At 59.5% G+C, this 16,066-nt stretch carries 18 protein-coding genes; 13 read left to right on the forward strand and 5 right to left on the reverse strand.

The genetic code is table 11. The features are described from left to right. The first annotated feature begins 54 nt into the window (after positions 1 to 54). Both FJ490_RS24885 and FJ490_RS24890 read left to right on the forward strand, forming a co-directional pair. A complete protein-coding gene (locus FJ490_RS24885) occupies positions 55 to 1,032 on the forward strand; it encodes an alpha/beta hydrolase (protein WP_140523145.1) in 978 nt (325 codons plus the stop codon). 177 nt (positions 1,033 to 1,209) lie between these two features. Next, complete coding sequence (locus FJ490_RS24890) at positions 1,210 to 1,959, forward strand: glucose 1-dehydrogenase (RefSeq protein WP_140523148.1); 750 nt, start codon at positions 1,210 to 1,212, stop codon at positions 1,957 to 1,959. A 204-nt stretch (positions 1,960 to 2,163) separates the two neighbouring features. Here FJ490_RS24890 and FJ490_RS24895 read toward each other — a convergent pair whose 3' ends face one another. Continuing rightward, positions 2,164 to 2,391, reverse strand: a complete 228-nt coding sequence (locus FJ490_RS24895) for a DUF680 domain-containing protein (RefSeq protein ID WP_013896614.1) — start codon at positions 2,389 to 2,391, stop codon at positions 2,164 to 2,166. 418 nt (positions 2,392 to 2,809) lie between these two features. On the opposite strand from FJ490_RS24895, the gene FJ490_RS24900 reads away from it, so the two are divergent. From FJ490_RS24900 to FJ490_RS24935, 8 genes are all read left to right on the forward strand, one after another. Next, a complete protein-coding gene (locus tag FJ490_RS24900; protein ID WP_085984582.1) occupies positions 2,810 to 3,580 on the forward strand; it encodes an alpha/beta hydrolase in 771 nt (256 codons plus the stop codon). A gap of 66 nt (positions 3,581 to 3,646) precedes the next feature. After that, positions 3,647 to 4,405 (forward strand): SDR family oxidoreductase, encoded by a 759-nt coding sequence (locus FJ490_RS24905; RefSeq protein ID WP_140523151.1) that lies wholly within the window; start codon positions 3,647 to 3,649, stop codon positions 4,403 to 4,405. A 71-nt stretch (positions 4,406 to 4,476) separates the two neighbouring features. After that, a complete protein-coding gene (locus tag FJ490_RS24910; protein WP_140523153.1) occupies positions 4,477 to 4,878 on the forward strand; it encodes a cupin domain-containing protein in 402 nt (133 codons plus the stop codon). A 68-nt stretch (positions 4,879 to 4,946) separates the two neighbouring features. Then, the gene (locus tag FJ490_RS24915; protein WP_140523156.1) at positions 4,947 to 5,594 is read left to right on the forward strand and encodes a hypothetical protein; all 648 of its coding nucleotides are present in this window, start codon (positions 4,947 to 4,949) and stop codon (positions 5,592 to 5,594) included. Positions 5,595 to 5,652: 58 nt separating this feature from the next. Continuing rightward, entirely contained in the window at positions 5,653 to 6,090 is a 438-nt protein-coding gene (locus FJ490_RS24920; protein ID WP_140523159.1) for a CBS domain-containing protein, read from the forward strand. A 209-nt stretch (positions 6,091 to 6,299) separates the two neighbouring features. Further along, positions 6,300 to 7,034: an ATP-binding protein gene (locus FJ490_RS24925; RefSeq protein ID WP_140523162.1), complete on the forward strand. Its 735-nt coding sequence runs from the start codon at positions 6,300 to 6,302 to the stop codon at positions 7,032 to 7,034. Positions 7,035 to 7,085: 51 nt separating this feature from the next. Next, a complete protein-coding gene (locus FJ490_RS24930; protein ID WP_140523165.1) occupies positions 7,086 to 7,367 on the forward strand; it encodes a GNAT family N-acetyltransferase in 282 nt (93 codons plus the stop codon). A gap of 45 nt (positions 7,368 to 7,412) precedes the next feature. Then, complete coding sequence (locus FJ490_RS24935) at positions 7,413 to 7,844, forward strand: DUF1810 family protein (RefSeq protein ID WP_140523168.1); 432 nt, start codon at positions 7,413 to 7,415, stop codon at positions 7,842 to 7,844. Between the two features lie 48 nt (positions 7,845 to 7,892). Here the strand turns inward: FJ490_RS24935 and FJ490_RS24940 are convergent, their stop codons facing one another. The 4 genes from FJ490_RS24940 to petA form a co-directional block, all read right to left on the reverse strand. Continuing rightward, the gene (locus FJ490_RS24940; protein WP_140523171.1) at positions 7,893 to 8,801 is read right to left on the reverse strand and encodes a pirin family protein; all 909 of its coding nucleotides are present in this window, start codon (positions 8,799 to 8,801) and stop codon (positions 7,893 to 7,895) included. 4 nt (positions 8,802 to 8,805) lie between these two features. Beyond that, positions 8,806 to 10,365, reverse strand: a complete 1,560-nt coding sequence (locus tag FJ490_RS24945) for a mechanosensitive ion channel family protein (protein WP_140729069.1) — start codon at positions 10,363 to 10,365, stop codon at positions 8,806 to 8,808. A 157-nt stretch (positions 10,366 to 10,522) separates the two neighbouring features. After that, complete coding sequence (locus FJ490_RS24950) at positions 10,523 to 11,818, reverse strand: cytochrome b N-terminal domain-containing protein (RefSeq protein ID WP_140523177.1); 1,296 nt, start codon at positions 11,816 to 11,818, stop codon at positions 10,523 to 10,525. A gap of 15 nt (positions 11,819 to 11,833) precedes the next feature. Continuing rightward, on the reverse strand, positions 11,834 to 12,310 hold the full coding sequence (gene petA / locus FJ490_RS24955; RefSeq protein ID WP_023767325.1) for a ubiquinol-cytochrome c reductase iron-sulfur subunit: 477 nt from the start codon (positions 12,308 to 12,310) through the stop codon (positions 11,834 to 11,836). 470 nt (positions 12,311 to 12,780) lie between these two features. Between petA and FJ490_RS24960 the strand changes: the two genes are divergently transcribed. The 3 genes from FJ490_RS24960 to FJ490_RS24970 all read left to right on the forward strand — a co-directional run bounded on the left by FJ490_RS24960 (position 12,781) and on the right by FJ490_RS24970 (position 15,891). Beyond that, entirely contained in the window at positions 12,781 to 13,365 is a 585-nt protein-coding gene (locus tag FJ490_RS24960; protein ID WP_140523180.1) for a glutathione binding-like protein, read from the forward strand. Positions 13,366 to 13,725: 360 nt separating this feature from the next. Then, positions 13,726 to 14,787: an alpha/beta hydrolase gene (locus tag FJ490_RS24965; RefSeq protein WP_140523455.1), complete on the forward strand. Its 1,062-nt coding sequence runs from the start codon at positions 13,726 to 13,728 to the stop codon at positions 14,785 to 14,787. Positions 14,788 to 14,910: 123 nt separating this feature from the next. Next, the gene (locus FJ490_RS24970) at positions 14,911 to 15,891 is read left to right on the forward strand and encodes a Dyp-type peroxidase (RefSeq protein WP_210239471.1); all 981 of its coding nucleotides are present in this window, start codon (positions 14,911 to 14,913) and stop codon (positions 15,889 to 15,891) included. Positions 15,892 to 16,066 lie beyond the last annotated feature (175 nt).

Genomic DNA, 16,066 nt, shown 5'->3' on the forward strand with positions numbered 1-16,066 from the left:
CGGTGATCGTGATGGTGAGCCGACCCGAGAAGCCGCTCACCAAGGATGGACACGATGAGTATGGATGGACTTTTCACCCTCGGTGCAACCCGCCGCGACGTCTTGTTGGCCAGTTTTTCAGCAGCGGTCATAGCCGGACTGCCAGTCGCTTCGTCATCCGGCGCCCAGCAAAACCCACATGTTCCCACCCCTCAATCAGGACGCAAAACAATGAGCACCATCACAACCAAGGACGGTACGGAAATCTATTACAAGGACTGGGGTAGGGGTCCGCCAATAACCTTCTCACACGGCTGGCCGCTGAATTCCGACGCCTGGGATGCACAGATGCTCTTTCTGGCCCATAATGGCTTCCGCGTGGTTGCTCATGACCGGCGGGGCCATGGCCGCTCCAGCCAGGCCACCTCCGGCAACGACATGGATGGCTACGCGGACGATCTTGCAGCCGTGATCGAGGCGCTGGATCTCCGGGACGCCACGCTGGTCGGGCATTCAACCGGGGGAGGCGAGGTCGCTCGCTATATCGGGCGGCACGGGACGGAACGCGTGGCCAAGGCTGTTCTTATCGCCGCTGTTCCGCCGATCATGGTGAAAACGCCGGCCAATCCGGAAGGTCTGCCGATCGAAGTGTTCGACGGCATAAGGGCCGGCCTCCTCAAGGATCGCTCGCAGCACTATCTGGACCTCGCACAGCCGTTTTATGGTGCAAACAGGCCAGGCGCCACGGTCTCCCAGGGGGTTCTGAATCAGTTCTGGCTCTGGAGCATGCAGGTCGGTCTCGTGAATGCATATGAATGCGTCAAAGCGTTCTCCGAAACCGACTTCACCGAGGACCTCAAGAAATTCGATATACCGACCTTGATCCTGCATGGCGAGGACGACCAGATCGTCCCGGTCAAGGATTCGTCAGTCAAGTCGGAGCGGCTGATCAAGGGCGCAAAGGCCATATATTACCCCGGCGCGCCCCACGGGATCACGGCCACACACCAGGACCAGGTGAACGCCGATCTGCTCGCCTTCATCAAGGGCTAGTGCTCTCAAGCGGCGGTCATGGCTGGCCGCACAACACCGGTGCGGCCAGCCTGACTATGAAAACTCAGCATCGATGGCTCCTGGAGATGCTTTCTGGTCTCAGCCGTCCGAGTTCACGCTGAGAACTGCGGTTGGCAACTGCGGCGGCTCTCGTGAAAATCATCAGAGGCAATGCAAATGGGTATACTTTCAGGAAAGACCGCGTTGATCACCGGGGGAAACAGTGGGATTGGGCTATTCGCCGCGAAAGCTTTCGCGTCGGAGGGGGCGCAGGTCGTAATCACCGGCCGGAGACAGCGTGCGGTCGAGGAGGCAGTCTCCGAGATCGGAGCCGGCGCACTGGGCATTCAGGGTGATGTAGCCGACGTGGCGCACCACGAGGATGTCGCGCGACAGATCCATCAGAGGTTTGGGGCGTTCGATATCTATATGGCGAACGCCGGCGTGAACACCATCACGCATTCGTCGGCAGTTTCCGAAGCCGAGTACGATGCGCAGTTCTCTATCAATGCGCGCGGCGTCTTCTTTGGTGTGCAGAAACTGATCCCGCTGATGCGCGATGGCGGCGCAGTCATACTGACGGGATCAATCGCCAGCGAGAAGGTCTTGGAAGGCCATGCCGTTTATGCAGGCTCCAAGGCAGCCATCGGCGCCTTCGCGCGCAGTTGGGCGATAGAACTGAAATCGCGTCGCATACGCGTCAACGTGCTCAGCCCCGGCCCCGTGGATACGGCTATTCTCGACAAACTGGGTGTCCCGGCCGAAATGCGAGCATCCTTCGAGAAGTCCATGGCCGAAGCAATTCCCCTTGGTCGAATGGGCCAGCCGGAAGAACTGGCAAAAGCCGCTCTGTTCCTGGCATCGGACGCAAGCAGTTTTGTCACCGGTGTCAATCTGCGGGTCGACGGCGGAATGGCATTGCTTTGAGCTGGGGTAGCCAAGTCGCTGCCGTTTGACGGTCGAGCGTCGATCGCCATCCCACTCGGCCAGATCCAAGGTGAAAGGTGGTTTTATAGCTCCCCGGTCTCAGAACCTGTGTCAGGGCCCCCACGCACTTTCAAGGTCCTTTGGAAAGCGTGAAGAGGACCGGGGCGACGCCCCGGTCCTTCCAGGTTCTACAATTTTCGGGTGCTAGTGACCCCAGATGCCCTGGCCCGGGTCCTTGCTGGGAGCAATCGGCTTGCGCACGGTCTCCTGCACGCCGGCATCGTTGCCCGTCTTCCTGATCGAGGAGGTGTGCATGCTCTCGGAAGAAGTTGCGGGTTGCTGGACCGAGTTTGATCCGTAGTGATCGCTTCCGGCGACGGCGTTTCCTGCTGCAACAAGAAGGATTGCGGCAGCAAGAGATGTGTTCTTCATTTTGGTAACTCCATGGTTAATTTTGGATCGTATTCACAATAACAATATAAATGCTGCGTCATTGCGGAACGATCAGACGATGTGGCTGTTTGATCCATACGAAAGCATGGGCTGTGAAGGCCTAAGGTCAGGGGCAATGTCGTTCGCGGTGGGAGTCTTGCCGTTACGCCGGGGCGGCAGTGGTGTTTGGAGGCAGCAGCTCCATGGATTTGTATTGGTCACGAACCCCTGCGCTGCCGGCGATCCGCGTGCGGAATACCCAGGTCACCTGATCGCAGCGATGACCCACCCTGCACCTTGGCATCGTATGACCGACCATTCCGCACAATAGGTCGGCGCCCCGGATCGGCGCATCCTTCTCCACATTGGTCAAACGGAAGGCCGACAAAGGAGAAAGCAAATGCGAAATGTCACTGGAATCCTGGCGCTGGCCGCCGCGCTTGCCGTCGCGGGTGGCGCAACGGCGCAGGCGGCCGGAGCGAAGCCCAAGCCGACGATCGTGCTGGTGCACGGGGCCTTCGCCGAATCGTCGAGTTGGGACGCGGTCATAACCAAACTCGGCAGGGACGGCTATGTGGCGAAGGCGGCAGCCAATCCCCTCCGCAGCGTCGCCAGCGATGCCGCGGCGGTCTCGGCCATCATCCGGTCGGTTCCCGGACCGATCGTGCTGGTGGGGCATTCCTACGGCGGACCCGTGATCACCGAAGCCGCCAACGGCAATCCCAATGTGAAGGCCTTGGTATACGTGGCCGGATTCGCGCCGGATAACGGCGAATCGAGCGCCACCTTGTCCAGCATGTTTCCCGGCAGCACTTTGGCAAGCGCGCTTGCTCCAGTCGCGTCGCCGAACGGCGGCCAGGATCTCTTCATCCAGCCGGACAAATTCCGAGCCCAGTTCGCGGCTGACGTTCCCGAAGAGCAGTCGTCGCTGATGGCCGCCACCCAACGCCCGATCGCGCAGGCAGCCCTGGCCGAGCCCTCGGGCGTAGCTTCATGGAAAACGCTGCCGTCCTACATGATCTACGGCACCGATGACCGAAATATCCCGGCAGCCGTCATGAGCTTCATGGCCAAGCGCGCGCACGCCGTGAAGACGGTCGTCATCGAGGGTGCGTCCCACGCGCTCATGGTCTCGCACCCCGACGAGGTCACCTCACTTATCGAGGACGCCGCATCGGCCAGCGAGTAGCTCGCCGGAAAGCCGACATTCGACCAACACCCCGCAAATCAACACCCTCAACAAAGGAGATTGGAAATGAAGATCGTCGTCATCGGCGGAACCGGGCTGATCGGTTCCAAGACTGTGGAAAGACTGCGCAGGAAGGGACACGACGTGCTTGCGGCCTCACCGAATTCGGGAGTGAACACCGTCACCGGAGAAGGGCTGGCCGTCGCTCTTGCCGGGGCACAGGTCGTCGTCGATCTCGCGAACTCACCGTCATTCGAGGAAAAGGCCGCGCTCGAATTTTTCGCGGCATCCGGGCGTAATCTTCTTGCAGCCGAAGCGGCCGCCGGCGTCCGCCATCACGTCGCGCTGTCTGTGGTCGGCACCGACCGGCTGCAGGACATGGGGTATTTCCGCGGCAAACTGCTTCAGGAAAAGCTGATCAAGGAGTCCGCTATCCCCTACACGATCGTGCACGCCACACAGTTCTTCGAGTTCACCGCCGCCATCGCAAACACCGGCGCCGTAGGGGATACCGTCCACATGTCACCGGCGTACTTCCAACCAATGGCAGCCGACGACGTTGCCGATGCGATGGCGGACGTCGCCCTAGCAGCGCCAGTGAACGGCACGATCGAAATTGCCGGCCCCGATCGCGTTCGTATGAGCGAGCTCGTCGGTCGCTTTCTAAAGGCCACCAACGATCCGCGCAAAATCGTCTCGGATCCTGGCGCTCTCTACTACGGTCAAGTGGCAATCGACGATCAAACGCTTGTCCCCGGCGAGAACGCGCGTATCGGCGCCGTCCACTTCGACGACTGGCTCAGCCGATACACGCCACCGGCGTAAGTACTGAACGCCGGTTTCGCGACCCATCAGACCAGCATTCCCTAGCTCTCATTCCAACAAGGATATCGGACATGATCAGGAAACTCCTCTGTGCAGCGCTCGCCGCCGCATCCGTCACCGCAGCAATGGCCAAAGACGCGGACAGCGTGAAGCTCGTCTACGACCACGCCCTTCCAAATGTGCCCGGCAAGAGCTTGAAAGCCGTGCTCGTCGAGTACGGGCCGGGCGGGACATCGCCGGCGCATACCCATCCCAGTTCCGCGTTCATCTATGCCACGGTGCTGGAGGGGGCGATCCGAAGCCAGGTCAACGGTGGGCCCGTGAAGACGTACCGTGCAGGCGAAAGCTTCTCGGAATTTCCGGGCGACCATCACGCCGTCAGTGAAAACGCCAGCAAGACGGAACGCGCTCGCCTGCTTGCGATCTTCGTCGTCGATACCAACGAGACCAACCTGACGACCTACGCGAAATGAACTGGTGACGCCCTTGCCAAGGTAAGGGCGTCAAACCGACACACAATCGGCGAAGGAAAGGCACTGACATGGATGCGATCGCCAGGCGCACGCTTGCAGGGGTTTCGGTCCCCGATACGCCGCTTGTCGGCCGGGCGATCGAACATGCCCGCCAGCTATGTGAACCGTATTTGTTCAACCACGTGGTTCGATCATGGCTTTTCGCCGTCCGCATCGCACAGGTCCAGAACATCGAGCACGACGGTGAAGTTGTTGCCGTCGGAACCCTGTTGCACGACGTCACGCTCAACGAGACCTTCGCCGGGCCGCGCCGTTTCGAGGTGGAAGGCGCCGATCTGGCTCGCGCCTTCGTCCGGCAAGGCGGCTTCGACGAGCGTCGTGCTCAGTTGATATGGGACAGCGTCGCACTCAACTCGACGCCGTCGATCGGCCTCTACAAGGAGGCCGAGGTGGCGCTGTGCACAGCCGGCATCTGCCTTGATGTCGTGGGCCTGCAATACAGTTTCATCTCTTCCGCCGAGATAGCCAGGATCGTCGGCGAATTTCCGCGTCTTCAAATGAAGCGGCGGATGACGCGATGCTTTTGTCACATCGCCAAGGTGAACCCGGAAACGACCTACGACAACTTTGCCCGGGATTTCGGTGAGCGCTTTGTGGCCGGCTACAAGGCGCCGTCTTCCGTCGATTTTGTGATGAACACTCCCTTCGAAGAGTAAGCGAAACCTCGAACCTGATCTCTCCGGCTGCGGCCGCGAGACGCCTCAAGAGGGCATCATGCGAATTGACAGTCTACATCCAGAAACATCGGCGCGCCTTGCGGCGGTCGACCTCGACACGTCGCTGCGGGCAGCCGCGCTATGGCTGTCCAAGCCGGCCATAGGCCTGGTTGTCGTATGCCATGGCAGTGGCGAGGCGGCAGGCGTGCTGAGCAAGTCCGACCTTGTCCGTCATCTGGCGAATTCGGGGCCGGCGGAAGCGCCGGTATCGACACTGATGAGCCGGTCTTTCGTATCCTGTGGGCCCGATGACGACCTGCATTCGGTCTGGCAGACCATGACAACACAGCGGCTCCAGAACCTACCGGTGCTCGGCGGCGGCGCCAAGCCGATAGGCGTCCTCGATATCCGCGACGCGATGAAGGCGCTCTTCCAACAGGAAGAGCTCCAGGAGCGGCTGCTCGCCAACTATATCGGGGGCGTTGGCTACCAATAGAGGAGAATCTCGCGACGGTGCGATGAGCACGAAAGAGCGGGAGATCTGTCTCGCGAGATGTTTGGTCCCCCACTGGCGATGGTCCGCAGATCGCGGGACATATACTGCAATATGGTTTGGCTTCTTACTCGATCTAATCGACCACTCCCGTCCTCTATTGTACCGTCTTCAAGCAACTGAATTCTGCGTGAGCAAACATGAGGGTTACAATGTCTCGTCCGGAAGTGAAAGTGGATGTCTTCGACAGCCCGCCCGAGATTCCACGAGATGGCCTGCCCATTCAGCTAGCGACCGCCGGCATCGTTCATGACCTTGGCAATCTCATCCAGGTCGCCTCGTCGGCATTGAATCACCTGGCCCGTGACCCGAGCGTCTCGGCGGCTCCAGCGCTTGGGCATGTAATTTCGGGCGCCAGAACTGCCCTGGAACGAGCCGGCGCGCTTGTCCGCCAGACTATCAGTTCCGCCCGAGAGAGCCGCAGAGAAAGCGAATATGCAAATGTCGGCGCCTGTCTGGCTGAAATCGAGACCCTCATTCGAAGTGCGTCGGATCCCAAGATCCGCCTCGAGGTTCGAGTGACGCCGGACTTGCCTTCAGTGAGGTGCAATCGCCTGGATTTGCAGAACGCGATTCTGAACCTGGTATTCAACGCGCGCGATGCATCTCCCAACGGAGGCCTGATCTCGATAAATACCGCAGTGGTCTTTGATGGCTCCTCAGCCGCTCAGGTGGATATCACCACCGCCGACCACGGTGTGGGAATGACCGCCGAGACGATTGCCTTCGCATTCGATCCCTTCTTCACCACAAAAACGGAGGGCCTCGGCGGCGTCGGCCTGCCAATGGTCAAGCGCTTTGCCGAAGAGTCAGGCGGAAGCATCGATATTCAGAGCGCGCCCGGGGCAGGCACAACTGTCACGCTACGTCTGCCCGCGATGCGATAGCGACCGGGCAAGCTACATCCAGCCTCACGCAACGCACATCGAGAGATAGAGATGCACGCAAAGGTCACAGAAAACATTCAGCAGCATCGGTTCGAGCTCCCGATCACCGGTCAAGCCTTCGCAGTGGCCTACTATTCGCTCCAAGACGGCAAGGTAGTGTTGATACATACCGAAGTGCCTTTGGAATTTTCCGGACAGGGGATCGCGTCGCGGTTGGCGCAAGGCACCTTCGAATTGCTCCGCAAAACGGGCCGCAAAGCGGTCTTGAAGTGTCCCTTCATGAGCGGCTTCGTCGCCAGGTATCCGGAATACACCGATGTCGTTGCAGGGTGATCAGGCCCCGAATACAGCTGTTTGCAAAAAAAGGTCTGAGTCGAGATGGACGACCAATATAATTTGCAGAGGTTCGTCAACGCTCAGGATCCGGTCTACGGCGACGCCCTGGCTATACTGCGTCGAGGCGTGATGTGTACTCCATACATGGAGTTGATCTTCCCGAGGTTGGCTGCCGGGCTAAGCGACACTGACGCCGATCCGTACGCGATCACATCACTCGACGAGGCAGGCGCTTACCTCCAATCGCCGATACTGGGCGGTCGTTATCGGGAATGCGTCGGCACACTGCAACGACTTTCCAATCTAAGTGCTCGCGCGGTCTTCGGTGATGAAGATACAAAGAAATTGCACGCGTCCCTAACGCTGTTTTCCGAAGCAAGTAACGACGAGTTCCTGCTCAAGACCATCTTCGACGTCTGGTTCGACGGTCAAATCGACGAGGGCACGATGCGCAAACTCTACTCGATGTCATAACGCCGCCGGCGACCGGCGGATGTGGCCACCGCCGAAACCGTCACCGCCCTATTCTTCCTGTGGCAGAGGCATCAACCCGTGTTCGCCTGGTACGTCGGGGAAGCGGCCTTCGCGCCAGTCCGCCTTTGCCTGCTCAATCCGTTCGGCTGAGGAGGAGACGAAGTTCCAATGAACATAACGTGGTTCGGAAAGAGGCTCGCCGCCGATCAGCATCAGCCGCGCGGCATGGAAGGCAGGCGCCTGGAGCACGATCTCAGCGTCCGGCTCCAGCATGATCAATTCGCCTTCACCGAACGTGCCAAGTTGGCCCATGACTTCGATCTCGCCGGCGACAACATAGATCGCACGCTCGAGATATCCGGGTTTCACCTGATATCGCGCACTGCTGGTGAGCACGATTTCGGCGCAGACCAGGTCGGAGTACGTCCTTGCCGGAGACACCAACCCGTCGGAAACCCCGGCGATTAAAGTGAACTCGACCCCGTCGCCACAGATCCGTGGGATTTCGGGAGCGCCATAATGTGAAAAGTGGGCGGCAACTTCTTCGTGCTTGGTGGGGAGGGCCACCCAGGCCTGAACGCCGAAGAGATTGCTTCCTGGTGCTCGGGCTTCTGGCGACGTGCGTTCGGAATGGACGATGCCGGACCCGGCCGTCATCCAGTTGACCTCGCCGGGGCGGATGGTCTGCACTTCACCGAGATTGTCGTGATGGATAATCTCCCCGTCGAACAGATAGGTCACGGCCGCAATCCCGATATGCGGATGCGGCCCCATGTCGAAACCGCGACCTGCGTCGAATACCGCGGGGCCGAAATGGTCGAACAATATGTAGGGACCGATCATCAGGCGGTTCGAGGAGGGCAGTACGCGCCGTACCTTCAAACCGTCGGCAAAATCACGCATACTCGGCTGCCTAAGTGGGTCGATGCCGACGATGTCGCTTTGGCGGATGGTCATGAATCTAGTCCTTTCGAATGCCTGGTCGACCACGTGCTCGAGCGTGCTCCAATGGGGCGGTGTGGAAGACAGCCTGAATGGCTTTCAGGAGCGCAAATTTGGAGCTCTTGTGCTGCTGGCCGGGGATGCCGGTTTCGCCATAGGCCAACGTCCCCCTCGACAGGGTTGCCGCAAGATCTTCGGCCATCTCGGGCCTGTCGTGCAGGAGCGGCGCGAACCTCTGCTGGTGTATCTCGTAGACCAAGACGTGGGTCATCGCCCGCAATGTCGACGTCTCGCCAATACCTGCGAGCAGGCCGGTCTCGCCGAAGAAGTCGCCAGGTGCAAGCCGGCCAACCTCCTGCACGTTAGCATTGCTTTGGACATGTTGCCGGACGATGACGCCCTTCCGGACAATCATGAGGGATGGCAGCATCTCTCCTTGTTCTGCAATGACGTCGCCCTTGCGGTAGCTGCGAACCAGGATCGTCGCGGCAAGCGCCTCCTGCTCGGCATCCGTTAGCGTCGAGAAGATCGGTATGGCCTTGATCAGGTCGATCGCGGCGAAGCCTTGGGAGGTCGCCGTCCCGTCGATTGGCTGGGAGGTCATGGCAATCGAAGCCGAAAGTGGCGCTGCCAGCAGCACCCCGACCGACCTTGAATGGCGATAGACCAGATCGAAAATTTCGTTCCGAGCTGTAATCCGCTGGTCAAGGCTGGCGACGCGAAATGACAGCTCGATCCCGATTGCCGCCGCATCCAGGCTTGTGATGGCTACCACGGGCGAAGGGTCTTGGAGGATCGAGTTGCAGCTCAGGAGGACCATGCGCATCGTGTCTACGATGATAGCCGGCGTCTTGGTCAGAGTCATCTTTACCGTCACGGTAAGTCCATGGCTCTCGTCTGGGCCGCTAAGGTTTGTTACCCCGATTTTGGCGACAAGGCTGTTCGGAAGTGCGATGACGTTGTGGGCCGGGGTGAGGAGTTGGGTCGAGCGCCAATTGGTCTCTACGACGCGGCCCTCGGTTCCGTCGTTCAGAATGATCCAGTTTCCAAGCACATAAGGGCGGCCGAGGTTAAGCGCGATTCCCGAAAATACGTCGCCAAGCGTATTCTGGAGCGCCAAACCTAGCATGACGGCAAAGACGCCCGACGTGGCGATGAGCGTTCCGACCGGCACGGCAAAGACGAACGCCAGGATTGAAAGGAGCATTCCCGTATAGATGATGCCGACCACGACATCCTGCAGGAGGCGTGCCTCGCGCGGCTGCCGCTCGAACACGATATAGATACGGACAAACCCAATTAGCGCCCAGGCAAGATGGACCCACCACAGCAGCTTGACCGATCCGATGAGGATCGCTCCACTGGTCGTCCCATCGCTTCGTGCGGGCTCGTATGGGACGACCCGCAGTTCGAGAACCATGATCGACATTGCGAGGAAAAAGACGAGCTGGACGATCAACCTCGCATTGGCGAAGCGTCCCGGAACGAGGTTCCAAACGACGATTCCGGCGAGGCCGAGCGACACGATGTAGATCAGAGGTGAGTTCCACCAGTTCATCACCGGACCCAGATCGACCATGATCGCAATCCCTGTTTTTCATCATTCGGAGCAGAGCGGTTGCTGGCGCTCGACATAAAGTTGTCTCGTCGCCTCGACGCAACGGTTCGGTCCAAAGCGTGTTGCTATCGGCGCCTTTGAGACGGGCTGGCGAGACACGATCATCGCCTCTTCCCATCTACGTTTGGTCGCCGGCCACGGCGATCGCGCCTTTGCCGCCGGCCCCCTTGTTCTTCTCGAGCACCGCTTCAGTGATCGAGTTGGGCAGCCGCCGTGGCTTCTCGATTAAGCCTAGCACCGGCAGTGCGATCAGGAAGAAGGCGAAGTAGTAAAGCGTCGCCAACTGAGACATGACGACGTAATTCCCTTCGGCCGGCCGCGAACCAAGCCAGCCGAGAAACAGTCCGTTGGCGACGAAGAGCCAAAAGAACACCCTGTACCATGGCCTGTAAACGGCCGAGCGAACCTTGGACCGGTCGAGCCACGGCACGACGAAAAGCACCACGATCGAGCCGAACATGGCGAGCACGCCACCAAGTTTGGAATCGATCGGCCCGACATTGAAGGTGATGGCGCGCAGGATCGCATAGAAGGGCAGGAAGTACCATTCCGGCACCATGTGCGCAGGCGTCTTGAGCGGATTTGCGACGGTGTTGTTGTCAGGATGGCCGAGATAGTTCGGCAGGTAGAAGACGAAATAGGCGAAGAAGAACAGGAACACGATGATGCCGAACGCGTCCTTGACGGTCGCATAGGGTGTGAAGTCCACGACATCGGTTTTTGATTTCACATCAATGCCGGCTGGATTGTTCTGCCCGACGACGTGAAGCGCCCAGACATGCAAGGTCACCACACCTGCAAGCACAAACGGCAACAGGTAATGCAACGCAAAGAAGCGATTCAGCGTCGGATTGCCGACCGCGAAACCGCCGAGCAGGAGCCGCTGGAACCAGTCGCCGGCCAGTGGGATGGCCGTGAAAAAGTTGGTAATGACGGTGGCTCCCCAGAACGACATCTGTCCCCAGGGCAGCACATAGCCCATGAAGGCGATCGCCATCATAAGCAAGAGGTTGGTGCATCCGAGCACCCACAGCAGCTCACGCGGCGCCTTGTAAGAGCCGTAGTAGAGCCCGCGGCAGATATGGATGTAGGCGGCAATGAAGAAGAAGGAGGCGCCGTTCGCGTGGAGAGAGCGCAGCAGCCATCCCGAATTCACGTCGCGCATGATCTTCTCGACTGAATTGAAGGCCAACCCGGTATCTGGATCGTAATGCATGGCAAGCACGATCCCGGTCAGGATCTGCGAAACCAGCATGACCGTGAGAATGCCGCCGAACGTATAGGCGTAGTTCAAGTTGCGCGGGACGGGATAGACGATGAAGCTATCGTGCACCAACCTCGGCAGCGGCAGGCGGGCGTCGAACCAGCGTTCGATACCGGTCTTGGGCGTATAGGTCGAATTTTTGTCGCTCATCGAAATTGCCCCATCTCAGCCGATACGGATTCTGGTGTCGGAAATGAATTGGAACACCGGCACCGCCATGTTCTCGGGCGCTGGGCCTTTGCGGATGCGGCCGGCAGTATCGTATTGCGAGCCGTGGCACGGGCAGAGCCAGCCTCCGAACTCGCCTTGCTGACCAACCGGGATGCAGCCGCTATGCGTGCAGACCTGGACCATCACGATCCAGGCTTCCTTGCCCGGCGCTGTGCGGTTGGCGTCGATTGCAGGCGCATCGGCCGGCAGATTGGCGTTACGGGCGACCGAATCCTTGAGCTCGGCCAAGCTGACAGCTCTGCCGTCCTTGATTTCCTTCTCCGTGCGGTTGCGCACGACGACGGGCTTGCCGCGCCATTGCACGACCAGCGACATTCCCGGCATCAGCGAGGAGACGTCGACTTCCACCGCGGCCACAGCCTCGGCGGGCAATGCGGCAGTGCCGGTTTCGGTCTGGGATAGCTCGGCCATGACGACGACTCCTCTGATTGGAAAGCTGCTTCAGTGCGTCGGCGTGCAGTCGGAAAACCCGGCCGCGGCCTTTCGCCGTTCGCGTTTGCTCATTTCGAGTTGAACTATGCCGGCCGCAGCGGGATGTGGGCCATCGTGCCAAGGGCCCATGTGTCCAATACTTTCGTTTATGAGCCCTGAGCGAAGGACTGCGGGACTTTCGAGGACGCCAGGCGTAGTGGATGCGAATCCTTGGTTGTTGCCGTTCCCCACTTGAGCGGGATTCCGGCATTGCACGGGCAATCGCAGAACGATTGCTTGGCTTGATCATACCTCGGCATAGGCACGCCTACCTGTCGGTGTCGTAGCCTTCCTCCCCGGCAAGTGAGATCTTCTGGAACCTGATGGACGCCGCTGGCAAGTGCCCAGCTAGGCGGGCGCCGCCGCCGGACAATTGCGAAGCTTCGTCAGGATTCAAAAAGGGAAAACCCGTGAAACTTTACTATAGCCCTCTCGCCTGCAGCCTGGCCGACCACATAGCACTGGAGGAGGCGGGTGCCGCCTTCGAGCGCGAAACGGTCAATCTCAAAACCAAACGAACGGGCTCCGGTGATGATTTCACCACGGTCACGCGCAAGGGGTATGTTCCTGCCCTCGTGCTGGATAGCGGGGAAACGCTGACAGAAAATATCGCCGTCCTCGATTGGATTGCGTCGCAGTACCCGGCACTGGGAGTGGAAGGGCCAATGGGCCGTACCCGCGTTCTCGAAGCGCTGACCTACGTCTCGACCGAAATACACCGAAGCTTCAAACCCATGTGGCACCAAGGCAGCGATGCTGAAAAGGCCAAGGCGCGGACCACGATTACATCGCAACTTGATCTCTTCGCGGACGGTCTCAAGACGGATTTTCTGTTCGGCGAGAAACCCAGCGTAGCGGACTTCTACCTTTTCGTGATGCTTCTTTGGGCAGTCCGCTTCCAAGTCCCTGTTCCAGCTCCTTTGGAAGCGTTGCGCGCCCGAATAGCGGCCCGTCCGGCCGTTCGCATCGCAATGAAGCGCGAGGGCCTTGTCTAAGTGCGAGACCGGCCGCGTGTCGTGTCAACCTTCAGCCACGACACATTACGAAGGAGTTTGTCCATGCTTCTGTTCCTGCAGAACCTCCACCTGATCGCTACCAAGCGCGGCGACGGGCTACGCCCCGAATTTCTAAGCATGGAAGGCGAGGCGGGACTCGGCATGACCTTCCCATGTGATCGCGTCATTCCAGCTCAATGTATGTCTGAACAGCGCTCGGCGGAGCCACCGACGCCTCGGCTGTCCAAGGGGGTTGCCAAGGCATGCCGGCCGGGAACGCCAAGCCGATGAATGAAGCTGATGCCGGTGCCGCGCCATAACAGGTGGCATCCGGACGGTGCCGTGAAAGAGGTTGCAAGAATGGAAAATACAAGACGGCCGGGACAAATTGATCCCTATCGCAGGGCGTTCGTCGGCGTTGCTGCAATGGGTCTGGCTGCTGCTCAGTTCGCGACAGTTCGCTCAGCCGAGGCGCAACGCGTTTCAGGGCTGGACGGAGCAACGGCAGGACCATTGCCGGCTGCCTCGTTCGCAGCGCTCAGGCAAATCGACGCCGGCCTGCTGAACGTCGGCTACGCTGAAGCTGGTCCGTCCAATGGTCCCGTTATTATCCTCCTTCATGGCTGGCCCTACGACATCCACAGCTTTGTCGATGTCGCTCCCCTGTTGGCGATGGCGGGATATCGCGTGATCGTTCCCTATTCGCGTGGCTGTGGCACCACGCGCTTTCTTTCAAGTCAGACTGTCCGCAACGGCCAGCAGTCTGTGCTGGCTGTCGATGTCATCGAATTGATGGACGCGCTGAACATCGGCGAGGCAATCGTCGCCGGCTATGATTGGGGCGCGCGCACAGCCTGCATCATAGCGGCGCTCTGGCCGGAGCGTTGCAAAGCTCTCGTTTCGGTCAGTGGCTATCTGATCGGCAGTCTCGCGGCAAACAGAATGCCGCTGCCGCCGAAGGCCGAGCTCCAATGGTGGTATCAGTACTATTTTGCGACGGAACGCGGCCGGGCCGGCTACGAACAATACCGGCGCGATTTTGCAAACCTTATCTGGCGGATCGCCTCGCCGAAATGGGATTTTGATGACGCCACCTTTGAGCGCAGCGCGGCGAGCCTCGGCAACCCGGATCACGTCAGCATCGTCATTCACAATTACCGCTGGCGGCTCGGGCTTGCCGAAGGCGAACCGGAATATGACGGCCTGGAAAAACGGCTGGCCGAGAGCCCGTTGATCACGGTGCCGACCATCACCCTTGAGGGGGATGCCAATGGCGCACCCCACCCCGACAGCAGTTCCTATGCCAAGAAATTTTCGGGCAGATACGCGCATCGGACCATCACGGGCGGAATTGGCCACAACTTGCCGCAGGAAGCCCCACAGGCTTTCGCCCAGGCAGTCATAGACGTCGGCGAATACTGATCGGGCGAACTCGTGACCAACTGATGCGGAGATGATCCGCGAATTGGGTAAATCCAACTCCGCCCCTCCGGCCCTATGCCGGTCGACCAGTGGCGTTTCGATCAAGATTGAAAGGGATCTGTTGTGGATTCGACATTGCCATCCGCTGTTGCTCAACCGGTCGTCGCGCAACTGACGCGGGCCGCGATATTTCTTGTTGTGACGGTCATTTCCGGACCAGAACACGAAGCGACCGTGCGCGCCTTATGTTGCGATCTTTCCACACTTCTGCGCGCGGTCGGCTCCCGTGACCTCGAGGGCCGGCTCTCGTGTGTCATGGCGTTTGGTTCCGATGTCTGGGACCGCTTGTTTGGAGCCCCCAGACCGAAGGACCTGCATGCATTTCGCGAAATCCAAGGTCAGCATCATGCCGTCTCGACGCCGGGCGACATCCTCTTTCACATTCGTGCATCGCGTATGGACCTTTGCTTCGAACTGGCGACACAGATCATGTCGCAGCTCGACGGCGCAGTCTCCACGGCGGATGAGGTGCACGGCTTCAACTATTTCGATGACCGCGACCTGATCGGCTTCGTCGATGGCACAGAGAACCCGGTGGATGAGCGCGCCGTCAAGGCCGCGATCATCAGCGAGGAGGACCCCTCATTTGCCGGAGGCAGCTATGTGATCGTGCAGAAGTACCTGCATGATCTGAAAGCATGGAACGCGCTTCCAATCGAGGATCAAGAGGGAATTGTTGGCAGAAAAAAGCTCTCAGATATCGAACTGGACGATGACGTGAAACCGACCTCGGCGCACAATGCGCTGACCACGATCGTCGAGGACGGAGAGCAGTTGGAAATCGTACGCGACAACATGCCGTTCGGCGACGTCGGCAAGGGTGAGTTCGGTACCTATTTCATCGGCTACGCCCGTTCTCCGCGCAGAATCGAGCAGATGCTGGAAAACATGTTCATCGGCCGGCCGCCAGGCAACTACGATCGGTTACTGGACTTCAGCCGCGCAGTCACTGGCACATTGTTCTTCGTCCCGTCGACGACATTCCTGGAGAACCTTGCAACGGGGGAAGTCATCTCGACCACTGGTCCGGGCCTGTCGGGTTGACCTGTTTGGAGTAACCGTCAACAGGTTCCCCACCGAATATGAAACGCACGAACGACACCCCCACTTTGGCTTTCCAACGCTACACTGGCCTTGGGCGATGAACGGAAACGGTCGATGTTTCCGGTCTGTGCTCGAAAGTCGCATAAAACGCAGTCTGGAACTTGGTCTGGTATTT

Origin of the sequence: Mesorhizobium sp. B2-5-11 (assembly GCF_006440835.1) — a bacterium.
Taxonomy (GTDB): domain Bacteria; phylum Pseudomonadota; class Alphaproteobacteria; order Rhizobiales; family Rhizobiaceae; genus Mesorhizobium.